This is a genomic window from Streptomyces polyasparticus, from assembly GCF_014493765.1.
In the GTDB taxonomy this organism is placed as follows: domain Bacteria; phylum Actinomycetota; class Actinomycetes; order Streptomycetales; family Streptomycetaceae; genus Streptomyces; species Streptomyces polyasparticus.
In genome coordinates, this window is the sequence record NZ_JACTVJ010000006.1 from 334,429 (window position 1) to 349,526 (window position 15,098).

Here is a 15,098-nt window from a genome sequence, read left to right on the forward strand (position 1 = left end):
CTAGCGGGTTCGCGGATCTCCCGGCAACGGCACGCGGCCCCTCCCTCTGGAGGTCCCAAGTGGCACTCACTCACCCCCGGCGCGCGCTCGCCCCCGCAGCGCTCCTGTCCGTCGCGGGACTGCTCGCGCTCACCGGCTGCGGCGGCGACTCGACCGCACAGGACGGCAGTTCGGGCTCGGGGACGCTCAAGGTAGGTGTCCTCTTCCCGGGTTCGCTGTCGGACGGCGGCTTCATGGAGTCGGCCTACCGCGGCTACCAGCGGGCCGCGAAGGAGCACAAGGGCAAGGTCGCCTTCAGCAAGGTCGAGCAAGTACCGGCCGCCGACTACGAGCAGGCCCTGGTCCGCTTCGCGACCACCTCCGACCTGGTGATCTCCATGGGCGGTCAGACCGACGCGGCCGTACGGAAGGTCGCGGCGCGTTTCCCGAAGGTGAAGTTCGCCGAGATCGGCGGCCCGGCCGACGGCGAGCCCACCGCCAACCTCGCCCTCTACGACCCGCAGCAGGCCGAAGCCGCGTATCTGTCGGGCGCGGCCGCGGCGCTCCTGTCGAAGAAGAACACCGTCGGCTTCCTCGGCGGCGCGGAACTGCCCGCGATCGTCAACGCGGCCAAGGAGTTCGAGCGCGGCGCGAAGGCGGTCGACCCGGACGTGAAGGTCCTCACGCCGCAGTACGTCGGCGACTTCAACGACGCCGCGAAGGCCAAGCAGTCCGCACTCGCCGACTACAGCGCCGGCGCCGATGTGCTGGGCCAGATCCTCAACCTCGGCCAGAAGGGCGTCGTCCAGGCCGCCTCCGGACGCGGCGGGCTGCTCGTCGGCGGGCCGATCCCGGCCGACTGCGGCACCGACAAGGCGTACGCCGCCTACGTCGAGACCGACATCGGCGCCGAGATCGAATACTCCACCGACCAGCTGGTCAAGGGCAGTTGGAAGGCGGAGGCCGTGCACTTCGGTCTTACCTACGCCGAGCCGCAGAACAACATCCACCTCTGCGACACCGCCGACCCCGCGGTCGCGAAGAAGCTCGACGAGGTGAAGGCCGACATCACCTCCGGGAAGGTCAAGACCCGGTGACGGCCGCCCTGGAGATCACCGGCCTCGTCAAGTCGTACGGGAGCATGCGCGCCCTCGACGGCGTCGATCTCGTCGTCGAGGCGGGCACGGTGCACTGCGTCCTCGGCGAGAACGGCGCGGGCAAGTCGACGCTCTGCCACGCGGTCGCGGGCTCCCTCACGTCGGACGAGGGATCGCTGCTGCTGTACGGCGAGTCGTACGCCCCGCGCCGGCCGGCCGACGCGCTGGCGGCAGGTGTCGCCATGGTGCACCAGCACTTCTCGCTCGTGTCGACCCTCACGGTGGGGGAGAACCTGCGGCTGCTGCGGCTGCCGGACCTCGCCGGACGGATCGCGCGCGTACGGGAGGCCTACGGCCTGGTGCTCGAACTGGACGCGGTGGCGGGGAAGTTGCCGGTCGGCGTGCGCCAGCGGGTCGAGATCGTCAAGGCGCTCCTGCGCGATCCACGGCTGCTCGTGCTCGACGAACCCACGGGGGTCCTCGGTCCCGCGGAGACGGACGCGCTCCTGGAGACCTGCCGGCGGATCGCGGCAGCGGGGCACGCGGTGGTGCTCGTCACGCACAAGCTCGGCGAGGCGGTACGGGCCGGAGACCACGCGACCGTGCTGCGGGGCGGACGGGTGGCGGGCGGCGGTCCGATGGCCGAACTTTCGGCGGAGCGGCTCGTGCCGCTGATGATCGGGCGCTCGGTCGGTGCGCTGGACGCCACGGTGGCGGGGGCGGTGGGGCTGGAGCCCGGTGCCGTCGAGCCGGTGGGTCCGGTGACCGTGGGGCCGGGGGCTGCGGGGTCGGTGCCTGCCGCCGTGGAGCCCCGAGGGTCGGCGCCTGCTGCCCTGGACTCCGCGGGATCGGCGCCTGCAGCCGGGGAGTCCGCAGGGCCGGTGCCCGTCACCGCGGACTCCGCCGGTGGGGGAGCGGACGATGGCGACGGGCAGCGCGTCGGCGGCGCCGCGCTCGGTCTGAGCGAGGTCACGGTCCGGCGGGCCGACGGCACGTATGCCCTGGACCGGGCCGCACTGGAGGTCGGCTTCGGGGAGATCGTCGGGATCGCGGGGGTCGAAGGCAACGGCCAGAGCGAGCTGATGGCCGTGATCGCCGGATCGCTCGCGCCGGATGACGGACGCGTGGTGCTCCACGGACGGGACCTGACACGGGCGAAGCCCGCCGCGCGGACGGGGGCGGGACTCGGGGTCGTGCCCGAGGACCGCCATCACGAGGGATGCGTACCGGAGTTGTCCGTGGCCGAGAACCTGCACCTGGGGCGGCTCGGGGAGTTCAAGCGCTTCGGCGTGTTCCTCGACCGGCCGGCGCTCGGACGCGCGACGGAGAAGGTGCTCGGCGAGCACGACGTACGGGCGCCGGGGGCGTTCGCACCGATGGCCTCGCTGTCGGGCGGCAACCAGCAGAAGGTGGTCATCGCCCGCGAGTTGGCGCTCGATCCGCTGGTCTGCCTGGCGGCCTCGCAGCCCACGCGCGGCCTGGACATCGGCGCCGTCGAGGCAGTCCACGCCCGCATCCGAGCCGCGGCCGCCCGCGGCGCAGGCGTCCTGGTCGTCAGCGCCGAACTCGACGAACTGCTCGCCCTCTGCGACCGCGTACTCGTCGCGTACCGGGGCCGCCTGCTCGGCCCGGTGGACCCACGGGCCGAGGGGGCACGGGAGCGGATCGGGGCGTTGATGGTGGGGGCGGATGGGGCCGGTGTGCCGGCGGGGGTCGGACAGTCCCCGCCCACCCGGGGGCCAAGCCCTTCCAAGGCTATCGGCGCCCACTGACAACGGCGCGCCACTGACAACGGCGCCCACTGACAGCGGCGCCTACTGACAGCGGCGCCTACTGACAACAACCTTCGCCTGCCTCACCCCAGCCAACCCCTCCCACCCCAGCCAACCCCAACCCCAACCCCACTCCCACCCGGCCCCGCCCCAGCCGCACAACCCGCCGCCCCCGGGACGGCCTGCCAACCCGCCTCACCCCAAGGACCCTCATGTCGGCACCCACCACAACCACCTCCCCACCCCCCGAATCCCCACCCTCGGCCAAGCCGCACCCCACACCGCAACCCGCCCTCCGCACCCGCCTCCACACCCTCCCCCGCCACCCCCTCACCGTCGCCCTCGTCGCCGCCCTCTGCGCGGCCGTCGTCGGCATGGTGCTCGTCGTCGCGGCCGGGGCGGAGCTCGGCAGCGCGTGGCAGGCGTTGGAAGAGGGGATGTTCGGGTCCTCGTATGCCGTCGGGAGTTCGCTGAACTCCGCGGCCGTGCTCGCGCTCATCGCCGCCGGGTTCACCGTCGCGCACCGCGCCGGGCTCGTGAACGTCGGCGGGGAGGGCCAGCTCTGCGCCGGCGGTACCGCGGCCGCGGCGGTCGGCCTGGTGCTGCCCGCGCAGGTGCCCACCGCGGTGGGCGTCCCCCTGGTCGTGCTCGCCGGCTTCCTCGCCGGCGCCGCCTGGGCCTCGATCGCCGCCTGGCTGAAGGTGAAGCGCGGCACCAGCGAGGTCATCACCACCCTGCTGCTCAACTTCATCGGCATCGGCATGGTCTCCCTCGCCGTCCACGAGGAGGCCCTGCTCCGCCAGCCCGTCACCTCCTCCGAGACCCTGCCCCAGTCCGCGCCCCTGCCCACCGGAGCCCAACTCCCCCTGATCGGCGACGTGGAGTCACCCGCCACGGCCGTCGTCGTCATCGCCGCAGTCGCGGTCCTGGCCACCGGCATCGTCCTGCGCCACACCGCACTCGGCCTCAGGCTCCGCGCCGTCGGCCACTCACCGGCCGCATCCGCCCGGCTCGGACTGCCCGTCGGGCGGCTCGAAGGCGGCGGGCTCGCGTTCGCCGGCGGACTCGCGGGTATCGCGGGCGCGGCCCTCGTCGCCACCGCCCCGTACGTCCTCGCCGAGCACTTCTCCTCCGGCTACGGCTTCGCGGGCCTGGTCGTCGGACTGCTCGCCCGTGGCTCCCTCACCGCCGTCGCCGCCGTCTCGCTGCTCTTCGGCTTCCTGACCTCCGGCGGCATCAACCTCCAGCTCGCCGCCCAAGTCCCCGCATCCACCGTGCAGATCGTCCAGAGCCTGCTCGTCCTGTTCATCGCCGCCGCGATGCTGTTCACGACGCGCCGTCCCGGGAGCCGCTCATGAGCGCCGTAGCCGAAGAACTCGCCTCCGGCGGAGTCCGGATGGCCCTGCCCCTGCTGCTCGCCTCCTCCGGCGAACTCCTCAGCGAACGCGCGGGAGTGCTCAACCTCTCCGTCGAAGGCATGATGCTCACCGGCGCCTTCGCCGGCGCCGTGGGCGCCCACCAGTCGGGCAGCGCCGCCGTCGGAGTCCTCACCGCGATCGTCGCCGGTCTCCTCTTCGCCGCCCTCCAGGCGCTGCTCAGCATCACCCTGCGCGCCGACCAGATCGTCACCGGCATCACCGCGAACGCCCTCGCCCTCGGCGCCACCACCTACGGCGCACGCCTCGCCTTCGGCGACGGCGCGGGCGCCAAGTCCCTTCCCGGACTCGACCCGTTGGCCATCCCGCTGCTCAGCGATCTGCCGATACTCGGCCCTGCGCTCTTCGAGCAGACCCTGCTCGGCTATCTCGCCTTCGCGGTGGCGATCGCCCTCGCCCTCGGCTTCAGCCGCCGCAGGACCGCGGGCCTCGCCATCGACGCCGTCGGCGAGGACGCCCTCGCCGCCGACCGCAGCGGACTCCCGGTGGCCTTCATCCGGTACGGGACCGTCCTGCTCACCGGCATCACCGCGGCCCTCGCCGGCGCGCATCTCGCGCTCTCCGAGGTCCACGCGTTCAGCGACAACATCACCGGCGGCATCGGCTACCTCGCCGTGGTCGCGGTCATCGCGGGCCGCTGGCGCGCCTGGCCGACGCTGCTCGCCTGCCTGGTGTTCGGGCTGGCCCAGTCACTGCAGTTCGCCGCGCCCGCCATCGGACTGCACATCTCCGCCCCGCTCCTGACGACGCTGCCGTACGTCTTCGCCCTGCTCGCCGTGAGCGGACTGGTCGGCCGCAGCCGCGCCCCATCAGGCCTCACCGTCCCGTTCGTACGGGCGAGCTGACCCCGCACACCCGCAGACCAGCACCCGCGCCCCGTCGAGCCGTACGGAATCCACGTCGGCCGTACGGAATCCACGTCAGGAGTACCCGCACCATGACCCTGATCCTCACCCGCTCGGTGATACGCAGCCTCCTCGCCGAAGCCGGAGCCCTCGCCGAGGTCGAGCAGGCGGTCGCCCGGGCGCACCGCGATCTGGCGCTCGGCCGGGCCGTGCTGCCCGCGCCGCCCGCGATGCGACAGCCGGACGGCGAGGGCGCCTATCTCGCGATGGCCGCCGCTTCCGCGCCCGACGGGCTCGCCACCGTGAAACTCCTCGCCGACCTGCCGGCCAACCGCGAACGCGGCCTGCCGGTGCAGCGTTCGGCGGTGCTCGCGGCCGACGCGGAGACCGGGGCATGCGTGGCGCTGCTCGACGGAGCCGAACTCACCCGGATCCGTACCGCCGCGGCCACCGCGGTCGCGACCGGGGCGCTGGCCCGCGCGGACGCCCGCACCCTCGGCGTCCTCGGTACGGGACCGCTCGCGCGCGCCCACGTACAGGCGCTGCTGCCGGGGCGCGCGTACGAGCATGTCCTGGTGTGGGGCCGTACGCCGGACAACGCGCAGTCCCTCGCGCACTGGATCACGGCCGAACTCGGCGTCCCCGCCAAGGTGTTCACGGACCCGCGCTCGGTCACGGAGCACGCGGACGTCCTGTGCACGCTCACGCCGTCCCGGGACCCGCTGGTGCACGGCGACTGGCTGACCCCGGGTCAGCACATCAACGCGGTCGGGGCCCCGCCGCGCGCCGACCACCGTGAACTCGACACGGCGGCGGTCCTGCGCTGCCGCATCGTCGTCGACGCGTACGAGACGGCGCTGGCCAAGTCGGGCGAGGTGCTCATTCCGCTCGCGGAAGGCGCCCTGCGCGAGGACGCCTTCCGTACCGAACTCGGCGCGGTGCTCACCGGCCGGGCCCCGGGCCGCACCACCGACGAGGAGCTGACGCTCTTCAACTCGGTGGGCGTGGGACTCCAGGACCTGGCGGTCGCCCGGCTGCTCATCGACCGGGCGGGGGAGCGGGGGCTAGGCCTGACCGTGGATCTGGCCAGCTGAGCCCCTCCTGGTTGTGTCAGCCCGCCAACAGCTTGTCGATCCGCTGCAGTTCCTCCGCGGAGAACTCCAGGTTCTCCGTGGCCGCGACACTGTCCGCGAGCTGCTCCGGGCTGCTCGCGCCCGCGATCGCCGAGGTGACCGTCCCCTCGCGAAGGACCCACGCCAGGGCCATCTGCGCGAGGGACTGGCCGCGTTCGCGGGCGACGTCGTTGAGCGCGGTGAGCTGCGCGACGGTCTCGTCCGTGATGCGGCCGGCGTCCAGGAACGGGCTGAGGCTCGCAGCACGCGAGTCGGCGGGGATGCCGTCCAGGTAACGGTTCGTCAGCAGGCCCTGGGCGAGCGGCGAGTACACCACCGCGCCGGCGCCCGCCTCGCCGAGCTCCGACCACAGACCGTCCTCGGGGGCACGGTCCAGCATCGAGTAGCGCGGCTGGTGGACCAGCAGCGGCGTGCCCAGCTCCCGAAGGATGCGGGCGGCTTCACGCGTCTGCTCCGGCGAGTAGTTGGAGATGCCCGCGTACAGCGCCTTGCCCTGCTGCACAGCGGACGCGAGGGCGCCCATCGTCTCCTCGAGCGGGGTGTCCGGGTCCGGACGGTGCGAGTAGAAGATGTCCACGTACTCCAGGCCCATGCGCTTGAGGGACTGGTCGAGGGAGCTCAGGACGTACTTGCGCGAGCCCCATTCCCCGTACGGGCCCGGCCACATGAGGTAGCCGGCCTTCGTGGACACGATGATCTCGTCGCGGTGCGCGCGCAGATCCTCCTGGAAGATCCGGCCGAACGCGGTCTCGGCGGCGCCGGGCGGCGGACCGTAGTTGTTGGCCAGGTCGAAGTGGGTGACGCCCAGGTCGAAGGCCTTGTGCACGATGGCGCGCTGGCGGTCGAGCGAGCGGTCGGTGCCGAAGTTGTGCCACAGGCCGAGCGACACGGCGGGCAGCAGCAGACCGCTCCGGCCGGTGCGCCGGTAGGGCATGGACTCGTAACGGCCGGGTGCGGCTGCGTACACGGAAGACCTCTCTCCACGATCAGCGGATGTTCGGTCCCAGCCTACGGCGAGGTGTCGCCTGCCTGCCGCGGCCCGAGTACCTCGCCCAGGTCGAAGTTCACCGGCTCTTCGAGCTGTGCGTACGTGCAGCTCTCGGGGGTGCGGTCCGGACGCCAGCGGCGCCACTGGGCGGTGTGCCGGAAGCGCGCCCCGTTCTCCATGTGGTCGTACGCGACCTCGGCCACGCGCTCGGGCCGCAGGGGCACCCAGGTGAGGTCCTTCTTGCCGTTCCAGCGGTTCACGGAGCCCGGCAGACGGGCCGACTCGTGCGCGGCCTCCTCCGCCCAGGCCTGCCATGGATGGCCCTCGGCGGACTCCATACGGAGCGGCTCCAGCTCCTCCACGAGTTCCTCGCGGCGTTTCATCGAGAAGGCCGCGACGACGCCGACGTGCTGCAGCGCACCCTGGTCGTCGTGCAGTCCGAGGAGCAGCGAGCCGACCACGGGCCCGCTCTTGTGCAGGCGGTAGCCGGCGATGACCACGTCGGCTGTCCGCTCGTGCTTGATCTTGAACATCAGGCGTTCGTTCTGCCGGTAGAGCAGGTCGAGCGGCTTCGCGATCACCCCGTCGAGCCCGGCGCCCTCGTACTGCTCGAACCACTGGCGGGCCACCTCGATGTCCGTGGTCGCGGGCGCGATGTGGACGGGAGCCCCGGAACCCGCGAGCGCCATCACCAGCTTGGCGCGGCGGTCCGCGAGCGGGGTGTCCACCAGCGACTCGCCACCGAGCGCGAGCAGATCGAAGGCGACGAACGAGGCCGGCGTCCGCTCGGCAAGGAGCTTCACGCGCGACGCGGCCGGGTGGATACGCTCCGTGAGCGCGTCGAAGTCGAGCCGCCCGTCACGGGCGATGACCACCTCCCCGTCGAGTACGCAGCGGCCGGGCAGATTCGCCTTCAGCGACTCCACGAGCTCGGGAAAGTACCTGGTCAGAGGCTTGCCCGTACGGCTGCCCACCTCGATCTCGTCACCGTCGCGGAACACGATCGCCCGGAAGCCGTCCCACTTCGCCTCGTACTGCATATCCGGCGGGATCTTGGCCACGGACTTCGCGAGCATCGGCTTGACGGGCGGCATCACCGGCAGGTCCATGCCTTCGATTGTGCTGGCTGATGCCGTGCCGCGCCCGGCGGATCCGTACTTCCGTATGCAGCACCACCGTGCCCCGCCTACCGTGGCAGGCATGGGTGGAGCTGCGATCGAGCTGGACGCGGGCGGCCGGAAAGTACGGCTTTCGAGCCCGGACAAGGTGTTCTTTCCCGAGCCCGGCTACACGAAGCGGGACCTCGCCGAGTACTACCTCGCGGTCGGCGACGGCATCCTGCGTGCGCTGCGCGACCGGCCGACGACCCTCGAGCGCTATCCGGACGGGGTCGGCGGCGAGTCCTTCTTCCAGAAGCGCGCCGCGAAGAACACCCCGGACTGGATCCCGACGGCCGAGATCACCTTCCCCAGCGGACGCAAGGCGCACGAGATCTGTCCCAGCGAGGTGGCGGCGGTGATCTGGGCCGCCCAGTTCGGCACGCTCACCTTCCACCCCTGGCCGGTGCGCGCCGACGACACAGACCACCCCGACGAACTCCGTATCGACCTGGATCCGCAGCCGGGCACGGACTTCGCGGACGCGGTGCGCGCCGCGCACGAACTGCGGGCGGTGCTCGACGAGTTCGGCGGACTCGCCGGCTGGCCGAAGACCTCCGGCGGCCGCGGTCTGCATGTGTTCGTGCCGATCGAGCCGCGCTGGGACTTCATCGAGGTACGGCACGCGGTGATCGCCGCCGGGCGTGAACTGGAGCGTCGGATGCCGGACTTGGTCACCACGGCCTGGTGGAAGGAGGAGCGCGGCGAGAAGATCTTCGTCGACTACAACCAGGCGGCCCGAGACCGCACCATCGCCTCCGCCTATTCCGTACGGCCGAACCCCAAGGCTCTGGTCTCGGCGCCCCTGACGTGGGACGAGGTCGACGACGTGCATCCCGACGAGTTCGACCTGAAGACCATGCCGGCCCGGTACGCGGAAGTCGGCGACGTCCACGCCGACATGGACCGCACCCGCCACACGCTCGACGCCCTCCTGGAGCTCTCGGAGCGCGACGCGAAGGACCGCGGCCTGGGCGACATGCCGTACCCCCCGGACTACCCGAAGATGCCGGGCGAGCCGAAGCGGGTGGCGCCGAGCCGGGCGAAGAAGGAGACGCCTTAGCCCTCGCAAGGGTCGGGACCAGGTCTCGCCAGGGTGAGCGGGGCTTGATCACTTGACGGCGAGGGGGCGGCGTGGATAGGGCGGGGATGGCGGAGATAGGCAGCGTCGAGGAGCTGCGCGAACTGCTGGGGGAGCCGGACGCACGCGCCGCGGGCAAAGTGCGGAGCTCGCTGCACGAGCACGACAAGGAGTGGCTCGCACATTCGCCGTTCTGCGTGATCTCGACGGCCGGCGGCAACGGCTGGTGCGACGCCTCACCGAAGGGCGACCCGCCGGGTTTCGTGCGGGTCCTGGACGACACGACGATCGCGATCCCGGAGCGCCCGGGCAACCGCCGCGCCGACGGCTACCTCAACATCCTGGCCAACCCGCGCGTCGGCCTGCTCTTCCTGATACCCGGCCGCGCGGACACGCTGCGGATCAACGGCCGGGCCCGCCTCGTCAAGGACGCACCGTTCTTCGACACCATGGTGGTGAAGGGACACCGCCCCCGACTCGCGCTGGTCGTGGAGGCCGAGGAGGTCTTCTTCCACTGCGCCAAATCCCTGCTCCGCTCGGCACTGTGGAAGCCGGAGACCTGGGACCCGCAGGCAGTCGCGTCTCCCGCGCGGATCGCCAAGTCCCTCATCCGCAAGGACCAGACGCTCGAAGAGCTGGAGGCCTACTACGGGGACGGGTACGAAGCGAAGGTCTACCGGGGCTAGCCATTCCGCTTGTACGAGAGCTCGTGCGAGAGTTCGTACGAGACTTCGTAAGAGAAAGGTGCCCCCACTCCGTACGAACGGAGTGGGGGCACCCGGCCGAGCAACTGCCACGGCTCCTGGACGTGGAGCAGCCGTTACAGCTCCTTGATACGGATGTCCCTGTACGAGACGACATCCGTCACACCGTGCACCTGGAGCCCGATGTAGCCGGACGCATAGCGGCGGCCGTCCGTGCCCGGGTCGTCGGAGCGCGGGGGTTCGAAGACCTGGCCGCCGGTGTTGTCGAACTCGTTGATCAGCACACCGTTACGGAAGATCTTGTAGTGCTGGTCGACCACCTGGATCTCGTAGTCGTTCCATGTGCCCTTCGGTGTCACGCCCGCACCGGCCAGACCCACGCGGTCGAACCCGTAGATCGAACCGGTCTTGTACATGTCGCCGTCGGGACGGTCGAACACCTGCACCTCGTGCCCGTACTTGATGGCGACCCACTCGGGACGCGACTCCTCGGGGTGGTCGTGGACATTCGGGAAGCGCACGAACACACCGGAGTTGGCGTTGCCGTTGACCGGAGCGTCGTCGCGCCACTGGAGCTTCAGCGAGAAGTCCCCGTACTTGCGCTCCGGGAACCACAGCATGCCCAGACCGGCCTTCGAGGTGCCCGAGGTCATCGTCCCGTCCGGGTTGAGACCGAACGAACCGCCGCCCACGTGCTGCCACTTGTTGAACGACCGCTCCGAGCCGTCGAACAGCGGTGTGTAGCCGGTGGTGTTGCCGGGCGTGCCGATGCCGGAATCCTTGGCCGCCTGGTAGATCAGCCGGCCCTCACGTCCGCTGATGACGCCCTCGGCGACCACCCGGTCGCGGATGGTGTCCACGTGCTTGAGGAACAGCGCGTGCGAGGACCAGGAACGCTCGTCCTCGATCAGCTCGCCGATGGTGCAGCGCGCCTTGGTCATCCGGTTGGGCACACCCGAGTTCACCGCACCCACGAACACCGTCTCGCGCTCGTCGAACTCCGGGCAGTTCGGGGCCTCGGGGCCCCCGCCCTCGACGACCGTGAACGCCACCTGCTGCGCCTCGGACCCGTTGCCCGCCTTGTCCGTCGCACGGTAGGCGACCGTGTGCCGGCCGAAGCGGTCGAGGATCAGCGGCTGTGTGTACGTGACGTACGGGGCGCCGTCGAGCGAGTACTCGACCTTGTCCACGCCCGAGTCGTCGTCCGTGGCCGTGAGGGTCACCTTGGCCTGTCCGACGTACGCGCCGTCGGAGTTCCTGTTGCCCTCGACCTTCGCCGTGACCTCCGGCGGGGTCGTGTCCTCGACCGGAGCGGCGACCAGCGTGAAGTCGACGCTCTTCTCGGCCGCCGCGTTGCCGGCCCGGTCCGTGGCCCGGTAGCGCACCTTGTAGGTGCCCGGATCGTGGAACATCACCGGCGCGGTGTACGGCTGCCAGGCGCCGTCCGCGCCGATCGCGTACTCGGTGGTGTTGACGCCCGAGCCCGCGTCCGTGGCCGAGACGGTGACGGTCGCCATGCCGACGTACTGACCCTGGTCGTTCTGCTCACCGGTCACCGCCGCCGAGGTCTCCGGCGCCGTGGTGTCACCGGTGTCGGGTGCGACCACCTTGAAGGACTCGCTCTTCTCGGCGGCCACATTGCCCGCCTTGTCGGCGGCCCGGTAGCGGATCTTGTGGTCCCCGACCGTGTTCACCACGACCGGGCCGGTGTAGGGCTGCCACTCGCCGGCGTCACCGACGGCGAACTCGACCTTGTCGACGCCCGAACCGCCCACCTCGTCCTCGGCGTTCACGGTCACCGTGGCCTGGCCGACGTACGCGCCGTCGGCGTTCTTGGTGCCGTCCACCTTCGCCGAGGTGACGGGCGCGGTGGTGTCCTCGCCGCCGCCCTCGGTCACGACGAGGATGCCCTGCATCGTGCCGTGGCCCGGGATGGTGCAGTGGTAGAGGTAGCGGCCCGGTGTGAGGACCACCTCGGCGGTGTGCCGGCCGCCCTGGTCGTCGTTCGGGTTGGCCAGGATGTTCAGCGGCACGTCGTTGTTGTACTCGGGATCCGCGATGTCGAACGTCAGCGTGTGCGGCATCCCGGTGGTGTTCCCGGTGGCCGTGCTGTTCTCGAAGACGATCGTCGTCGCGCCCGCGACCGCCGTGGTCGGCGCCGACAGATAGCGGTCGATCGGATCGCCCGCCGTCCAGGTCAGCGTCTGCGCCGCGGCGGCCTGCTGCTCGGCCTCGGCCTTACCCAGCTCCTCGCCGTACGCGACGGGCGCGGAAAGGCCGAGCGTCAGCAGCAGCGTCGCGAGCAGTACTCGCAGCTGCGGTCTCAGGATCAGCTTCCTCATCACTGGGCCCCTCTCGCCAGCTGGTCCGCCGCCGGAGTCGCCGCACCGCCGTGGTAACTGACCTTCCACAGTGCCGACTTGGCGTCCGAGGTGAAGAAGCCGCGCCCGTAGTCGAGGACGTACAGGGCGCCGTCGGGGCCGAACTTCCAGTCCATCAGGTTGTTGATGGCGTCGTTCCCGCCCGGAATGATCTTCTTCAGGGATTCGGCGTGCACCGGACGCCCGCCCTTGCCGACCGTGTTCGGGTCGGTGAGGATCGCATGCCGCGGCTGGTCGCCGAAGTAGAAGTCACCGACGAACCACTTGCCGTCCCAGTACGAGGGCCACTTGCCCTCACCCGTGGAGGTGGGGTCGTACCGGTAGACCGGACCGTTCATGGTGGCCTGGCCGCCGCCCTTGAGCCACGGAAGCAGGAACTTCTGCTCCTCGGCCTTGTACGACGGAATGCCGTTGGCGTCCCGGGGGAAGTCGGGGCCGCCGCCCGCGGGGGAGTACCAGATGGTGTTGGACGTGACCGGAGGCAGCTTCACCAGACCGTCGTTGTTCGGCGACTCGTTGCGCGGTGCGTCGCAGTTGTACCAGCCGAGCGGCTTGGTCGGATCGGGCAGATTGCGGTCGCGGTAGGGCTGCTTGTTGCCCATGCAGTACGGCCAGCCGTGGTTGCCGGGACCGGTGATCGCGGCGAACGTGTCGTACTTCGCCGGACCCCAGGTCGTCGACGGCTGCCCGGCGTCCGGGCCGACCCAGCCCGCGTACAGGATGTCGGTCTTCTGGTCGACGAAGATGCGCGCCGGGTTGCGCACACCCATCACATAGATCTCGCCGCGGGTCTTGCCGCCGCCCTCGTCCGGCTCGTTGCCCGTGAACAGGTTGCCCGCGGGAAGCGTGTACGTGCCGTCGTCCTCGGGGTGGATCCGCAGGATCTTGCCGTTGAGGTTGTTGGTGTTGCCCGCGGTGCGCCGCGCGTCGGCGAAGGAGACGCCCTTGTAGTTGGGCTCCGGGTTGTTGCCCGAGTAACCGTCGCTGAACCGCGAGGAGTTGTTGTCCCCGGTGGCGATGTACAGGTTGCCCTTCGAGTCGAAGGACATCCCGCCGCCCGCGTGGCAGCAGCTGTGGATCTGCACCGGCCACTGAAGGAGGACCTTCTCGCTGGCCAGGTCCAGCTTGTTGGTCGCGAGGTCGAGCGTGAAGCGGGAGACGTAGCGCTGCGCCATCCGCTTGTCGCGGTCGATCTTCGCGTGCGGTGTGTAGTGCAGGTACACCCAGCCGTTGGTGAGGAAGTCCGGGTCGAGCTCGATGCCGAGCAGCCCCTCCTCGACCTTGATCAGCTCGTCCCCGCCGCCCTTGTTGCCGAACACGCTGAGCGAGGCCGCCTTCGTGACCTGCTTGGTCTTCGGGTCGTAGACGTGGACCTCGCCGTTGCCCTTGCCGATGTTCGGGTCGTTCCAGTCGGTCACGACGGGCTGCGAGGAGTCCGCGCCGCCGCGGCCGATGTACAGGATCCGGCCGTCCTTCGCGGTCACCAGGCCGTGCGGCTCGCCGATCTGGTCGTTCTGGCCCGGCTGGTTGGGCACGGTCAGACGCTCGGCCTTGTAGTTGCTGTCGATCGTGGCCTTGCAGTCCGCCCGCACCAGACGCGCGGTCCAGTTCAGGGCGCCGCGCAGATGCGTACGGAAGTCCGTCTCCGTGTAGGCGTCCGCGGTGCCGCCCATGGCGGTGTAGAAGGACCGGCCGCCGTCGTAGTCACGGCACCAGGAGACCGGGTGGTCCCAGCCGTTGGCGCCCGTGCCCGGCTGATACGTGGACTCGCGGACGCGTGCGACGGTGTGGACCTTGCCCGACGGGTTCTCCTTCCAGTTGAACCACTTGTCGAGGCGCTTCCACTCCAGCGGCAGCCCGGTGTTGGCCGGATGCTGACGGTCGCCGACCTCCACGGTGGCGCGCTGCGCGGTCGCACCGCTGCCGGCCGCGGGACGCGCACCGATCAGACCGGTGAACCAGTCCGAGTACGGTTCCGTGCGCGCGGCGTCGTGCAGGCCGACGAAACCGCCGCCCGCCTCCATGTAGGCCTCGAGGCCCAACTCCTGGTCGGCGTCCAGGACATCGCCGCCACCGGTCAGGAAGACCACGGCGTTGAACCTGCCGAGCCGCGTGTCGTTGGTGAAGATCGATGCGTCGTCGGTGGCCGTGATGGTGAAACGCTGGTTCTCGGGACCGGTCAGGCCGATCCGCTCGATGGCCTCGATCCCCGCATTGACCACGGGTGATTCCTCGGTGGCCGAGGCGTAGAAGACCAGTACGCGCACATTGCTGCTGCCCGGAGGGGTCGGCAGCGACATCGTTGTCTGCTCGGTGGCGGTCTTCGGCGGGTCCGGATACGGACGCGCGGTGGCCGGCGCTGTGGCGAGCAGGCCGACGGTCATCGCCCCGGCCGCTATCCCGGCGCCCCAGGCCCTTCTGGATCTGCGTCTGGCCCTGCTCAACCCTCGGTGTTTCCAGGGCTGTTGATGCGGAGGTAGCCGCATGTGTTCACCCACCCCTCGTCCGTTACGGCAACAGCGCCT

The 15,098-nt window shown here is 70.7% G+C and carries 11 protein-coding genes; 7 read left to right on the forward strand and 4 right to left on the reverse strand.

Annotated features, from left to right (window positions below; translation table 11 throughout):
• Positions 1-59: 59 nt before the first annotated feature.
• From H9Y04_RS13455 to H9Y04_RS13475, 5 genes are all read left to right on the forward strand, one after another.
• Positions 60-1,076: a BMP family ABC transporter substrate-binding protein gene (locus H9Y04_RS13455; protein WP_308800967.1), complete on the forward strand. Its 1,017-nt coding sequence runs from the start codon at positions 60-62 to the stop codon at positions 1,074-1,076.
• Positions 1,073-2,848: an ABC transporter ATP-binding protein gene (locus H9Y04_RS13460; protein ID WP_308800968.1), complete on the forward strand. Its 1,776-nt coding sequence runs from the start codon at positions 1,073-1,075 to the stop codon at positions 2,846-2,848. The genes H9Y04_RS13455 and H9Y04_RS13460 overlap by 4 nt, the downstream gene beginning before the upstream one ends.
• 212 nt (positions 2,849-3,060) lie before the next feature.
• Positions 3,061-4,206: an ABC transporter permease gene (locus H9Y04_RS13465; protein WP_187814050.1), complete on the forward strand. Its 1,146-nt coding sequence runs from the start codon at positions 3,061-3,063 to the stop codon at positions 4,204-4,206.
• Positions 4,203-5,129 (forward strand): ABC transporter permease, encoded by a 927-nt coding sequence (locus tag H9Y04_RS13470; RefSeq protein WP_187814051.1) that lies wholly within the window; start codon positions 4,203-4,205, stop codon positions 5,127-5,129. The genes H9Y04_RS13465 and H9Y04_RS13470 overlap by 4 nt, the downstream gene beginning before the upstream one ends.
• A 92-nt stretch (positions 5,130-5,221) precedes the next feature.
• Complete coding sequence (locus H9Y04_RS13475; protein ID WP_187814052.1) at positions 5,222-6,223, forward strand: ornithine cyclodeaminase family protein; 1,002 nt, start codon at positions 5,222-5,224, stop codon at positions 6,221-6,223.
• A gap of 16 nt (positions 6,224-6,239) precedes the next feature.
• Here the strand turns inward: H9Y04_RS13475 and H9Y04_RS13480 are convergent, their stop codons facing one another.
• Both H9Y04_RS13480 and H9Y04_RS13485 read right to left on the reverse strand, forming a co-directional pair.
• Entirely contained in the window at positions 6,240-7,229 is a 990-nt protein-coding gene (locus H9Y04_RS13480; protein ID WP_308800969.1) for an aldo/keto reductase, read from the reverse strand.
• A gap of 41 nt (positions 7,230-7,270) precedes the next feature.
• The gene (locus H9Y04_RS13485) at positions 7,271-8,359 is read right to left on the reverse strand and encodes an ATP-dependent DNA ligase (protein WP_187814053.1); all 1,089 of its coding nucleotides are present in this window, start codon (positions 8,357-8,359) and stop codon (positions 7,271-7,273) included.
• A gap of 91 nt (positions 8,360-8,450) precedes the next feature.
• Here H9Y04_RS13485 and ligD point away from each other — a divergent pair, with 91 nt between their 5' ends.
• On the forward strand, positions 8,451-9,470 hold the full coding sequence (gene ligD, locus H9Y04_RS13490; RefSeq protein ID WP_187814054.1) for a non-homologous end-joining DNA ligase: 1,020 nt from the start codon (positions 8,451-8,453) through the stop codon (positions 9,468-9,470).
• Positions 9,471-9,556: 86 nt separating this feature from the next.
• The gene (locus tag H9Y04_RS13495) at positions 9,557-10,174 is read left to right on the forward strand and encodes a pyridoxamine 5'-phosphate oxidase family protein (RefSeq protein ID WP_187814055.1); all 618 of its coding nucleotides are present in this window, start codon (positions 9,557-9,559) and stop codon (positions 10,172-10,174) included.
• Between the two features lie 134 nt (positions 10,175-10,308).
• Here the strand turns inward: H9Y04_RS13495 and H9Y04_RS13500 are convergent, their stop codons facing one another.
• Both H9Y04_RS13500 and H9Y04_RS13505 read right to left on the reverse strand, forming a co-directional pair.
• Positions 10,309-12,534, reverse strand: coding sequence for an OmpL47-type beta-barrel domain-containing protein (locus tag H9Y04_RS13500; protein ID WP_187814056.1), 2,226 nt, complete (start codon positions 12,532-12,534; stop codon positions 10,309-10,311).
• The gene (locus tag H9Y04_RS13505; RefSeq protein WP_187814057.1) at positions 12,534-15,059 is read right to left on the reverse strand and encodes a ThuA domain-containing protein; all 2,526 of its coding nucleotides are present in this window, start codon (positions 15,057-15,059) and stop codon (positions 12,534-12,536) included. The genes H9Y04_RS13500 and H9Y04_RS13505 overlap by 1 nt, the downstream gene beginning before the upstream one ends.
• Between the last annotated feature and the right edge of the window lie 39 nt (positions 15,060-15,098).

Coding starts and splice junctions, on each gene's coding strand:
- H9Y04_RS13465 (WP_187814050.1), top strand. CDS start 3,061: ATGTCGGCACCCACCACAACCACCTCCCCACCCCCCGAATCCCCACCC.
- H9Y04_RS13470 (WP_187814051.1), top strand. CDS start 4,203: ATGAGCGCCGTAGCCGAAGAACTCGCCTCCGGCGGAGTCCGGATGGCC.
- H9Y04_RS13475 (WP_187814052.1), top strand. CDS start 5,222: ATGACCCTGATCCTCACCCGCTCGGTGATACGCAGCCTCCTCGCCGAA.
- H9Y04_RS13485 (WP_187814053.1), bottom strand. CDS start 8,359: ATGGACCTGCCGGTGATGCCGCCCGTCAAGCCGATGCTCGCGAAGTCC.
- ligD (WP_187814054.1), top strand. CDS start 8,451: ATGGGTGGAGCTGCGATCGAGCTGGACGCGGGCGGCCGGAAAGTACGG.
- H9Y04_RS13495 (WP_187814055.1), top strand. CDS start 9,557: ATGGCGGAGATAGGCAGCGTCGAGGAGCTGCGCGAACTGCTGGGGGAG.
- H9Y04_RS13500 (WP_187814056.1), bottom strand. CDS start 12,534: ATGAGGAAGCTGATCCTGAGACCGCAGCTGCGAGTACTGCTCGCGACG.
- H9Y04_RS13505 (WP_187814057.1), bottom strand. CDS start 15,059: ATGCGGCTACCTCCGCATCAACAGCCCTGGAAACACCGAGGGTTGAGC.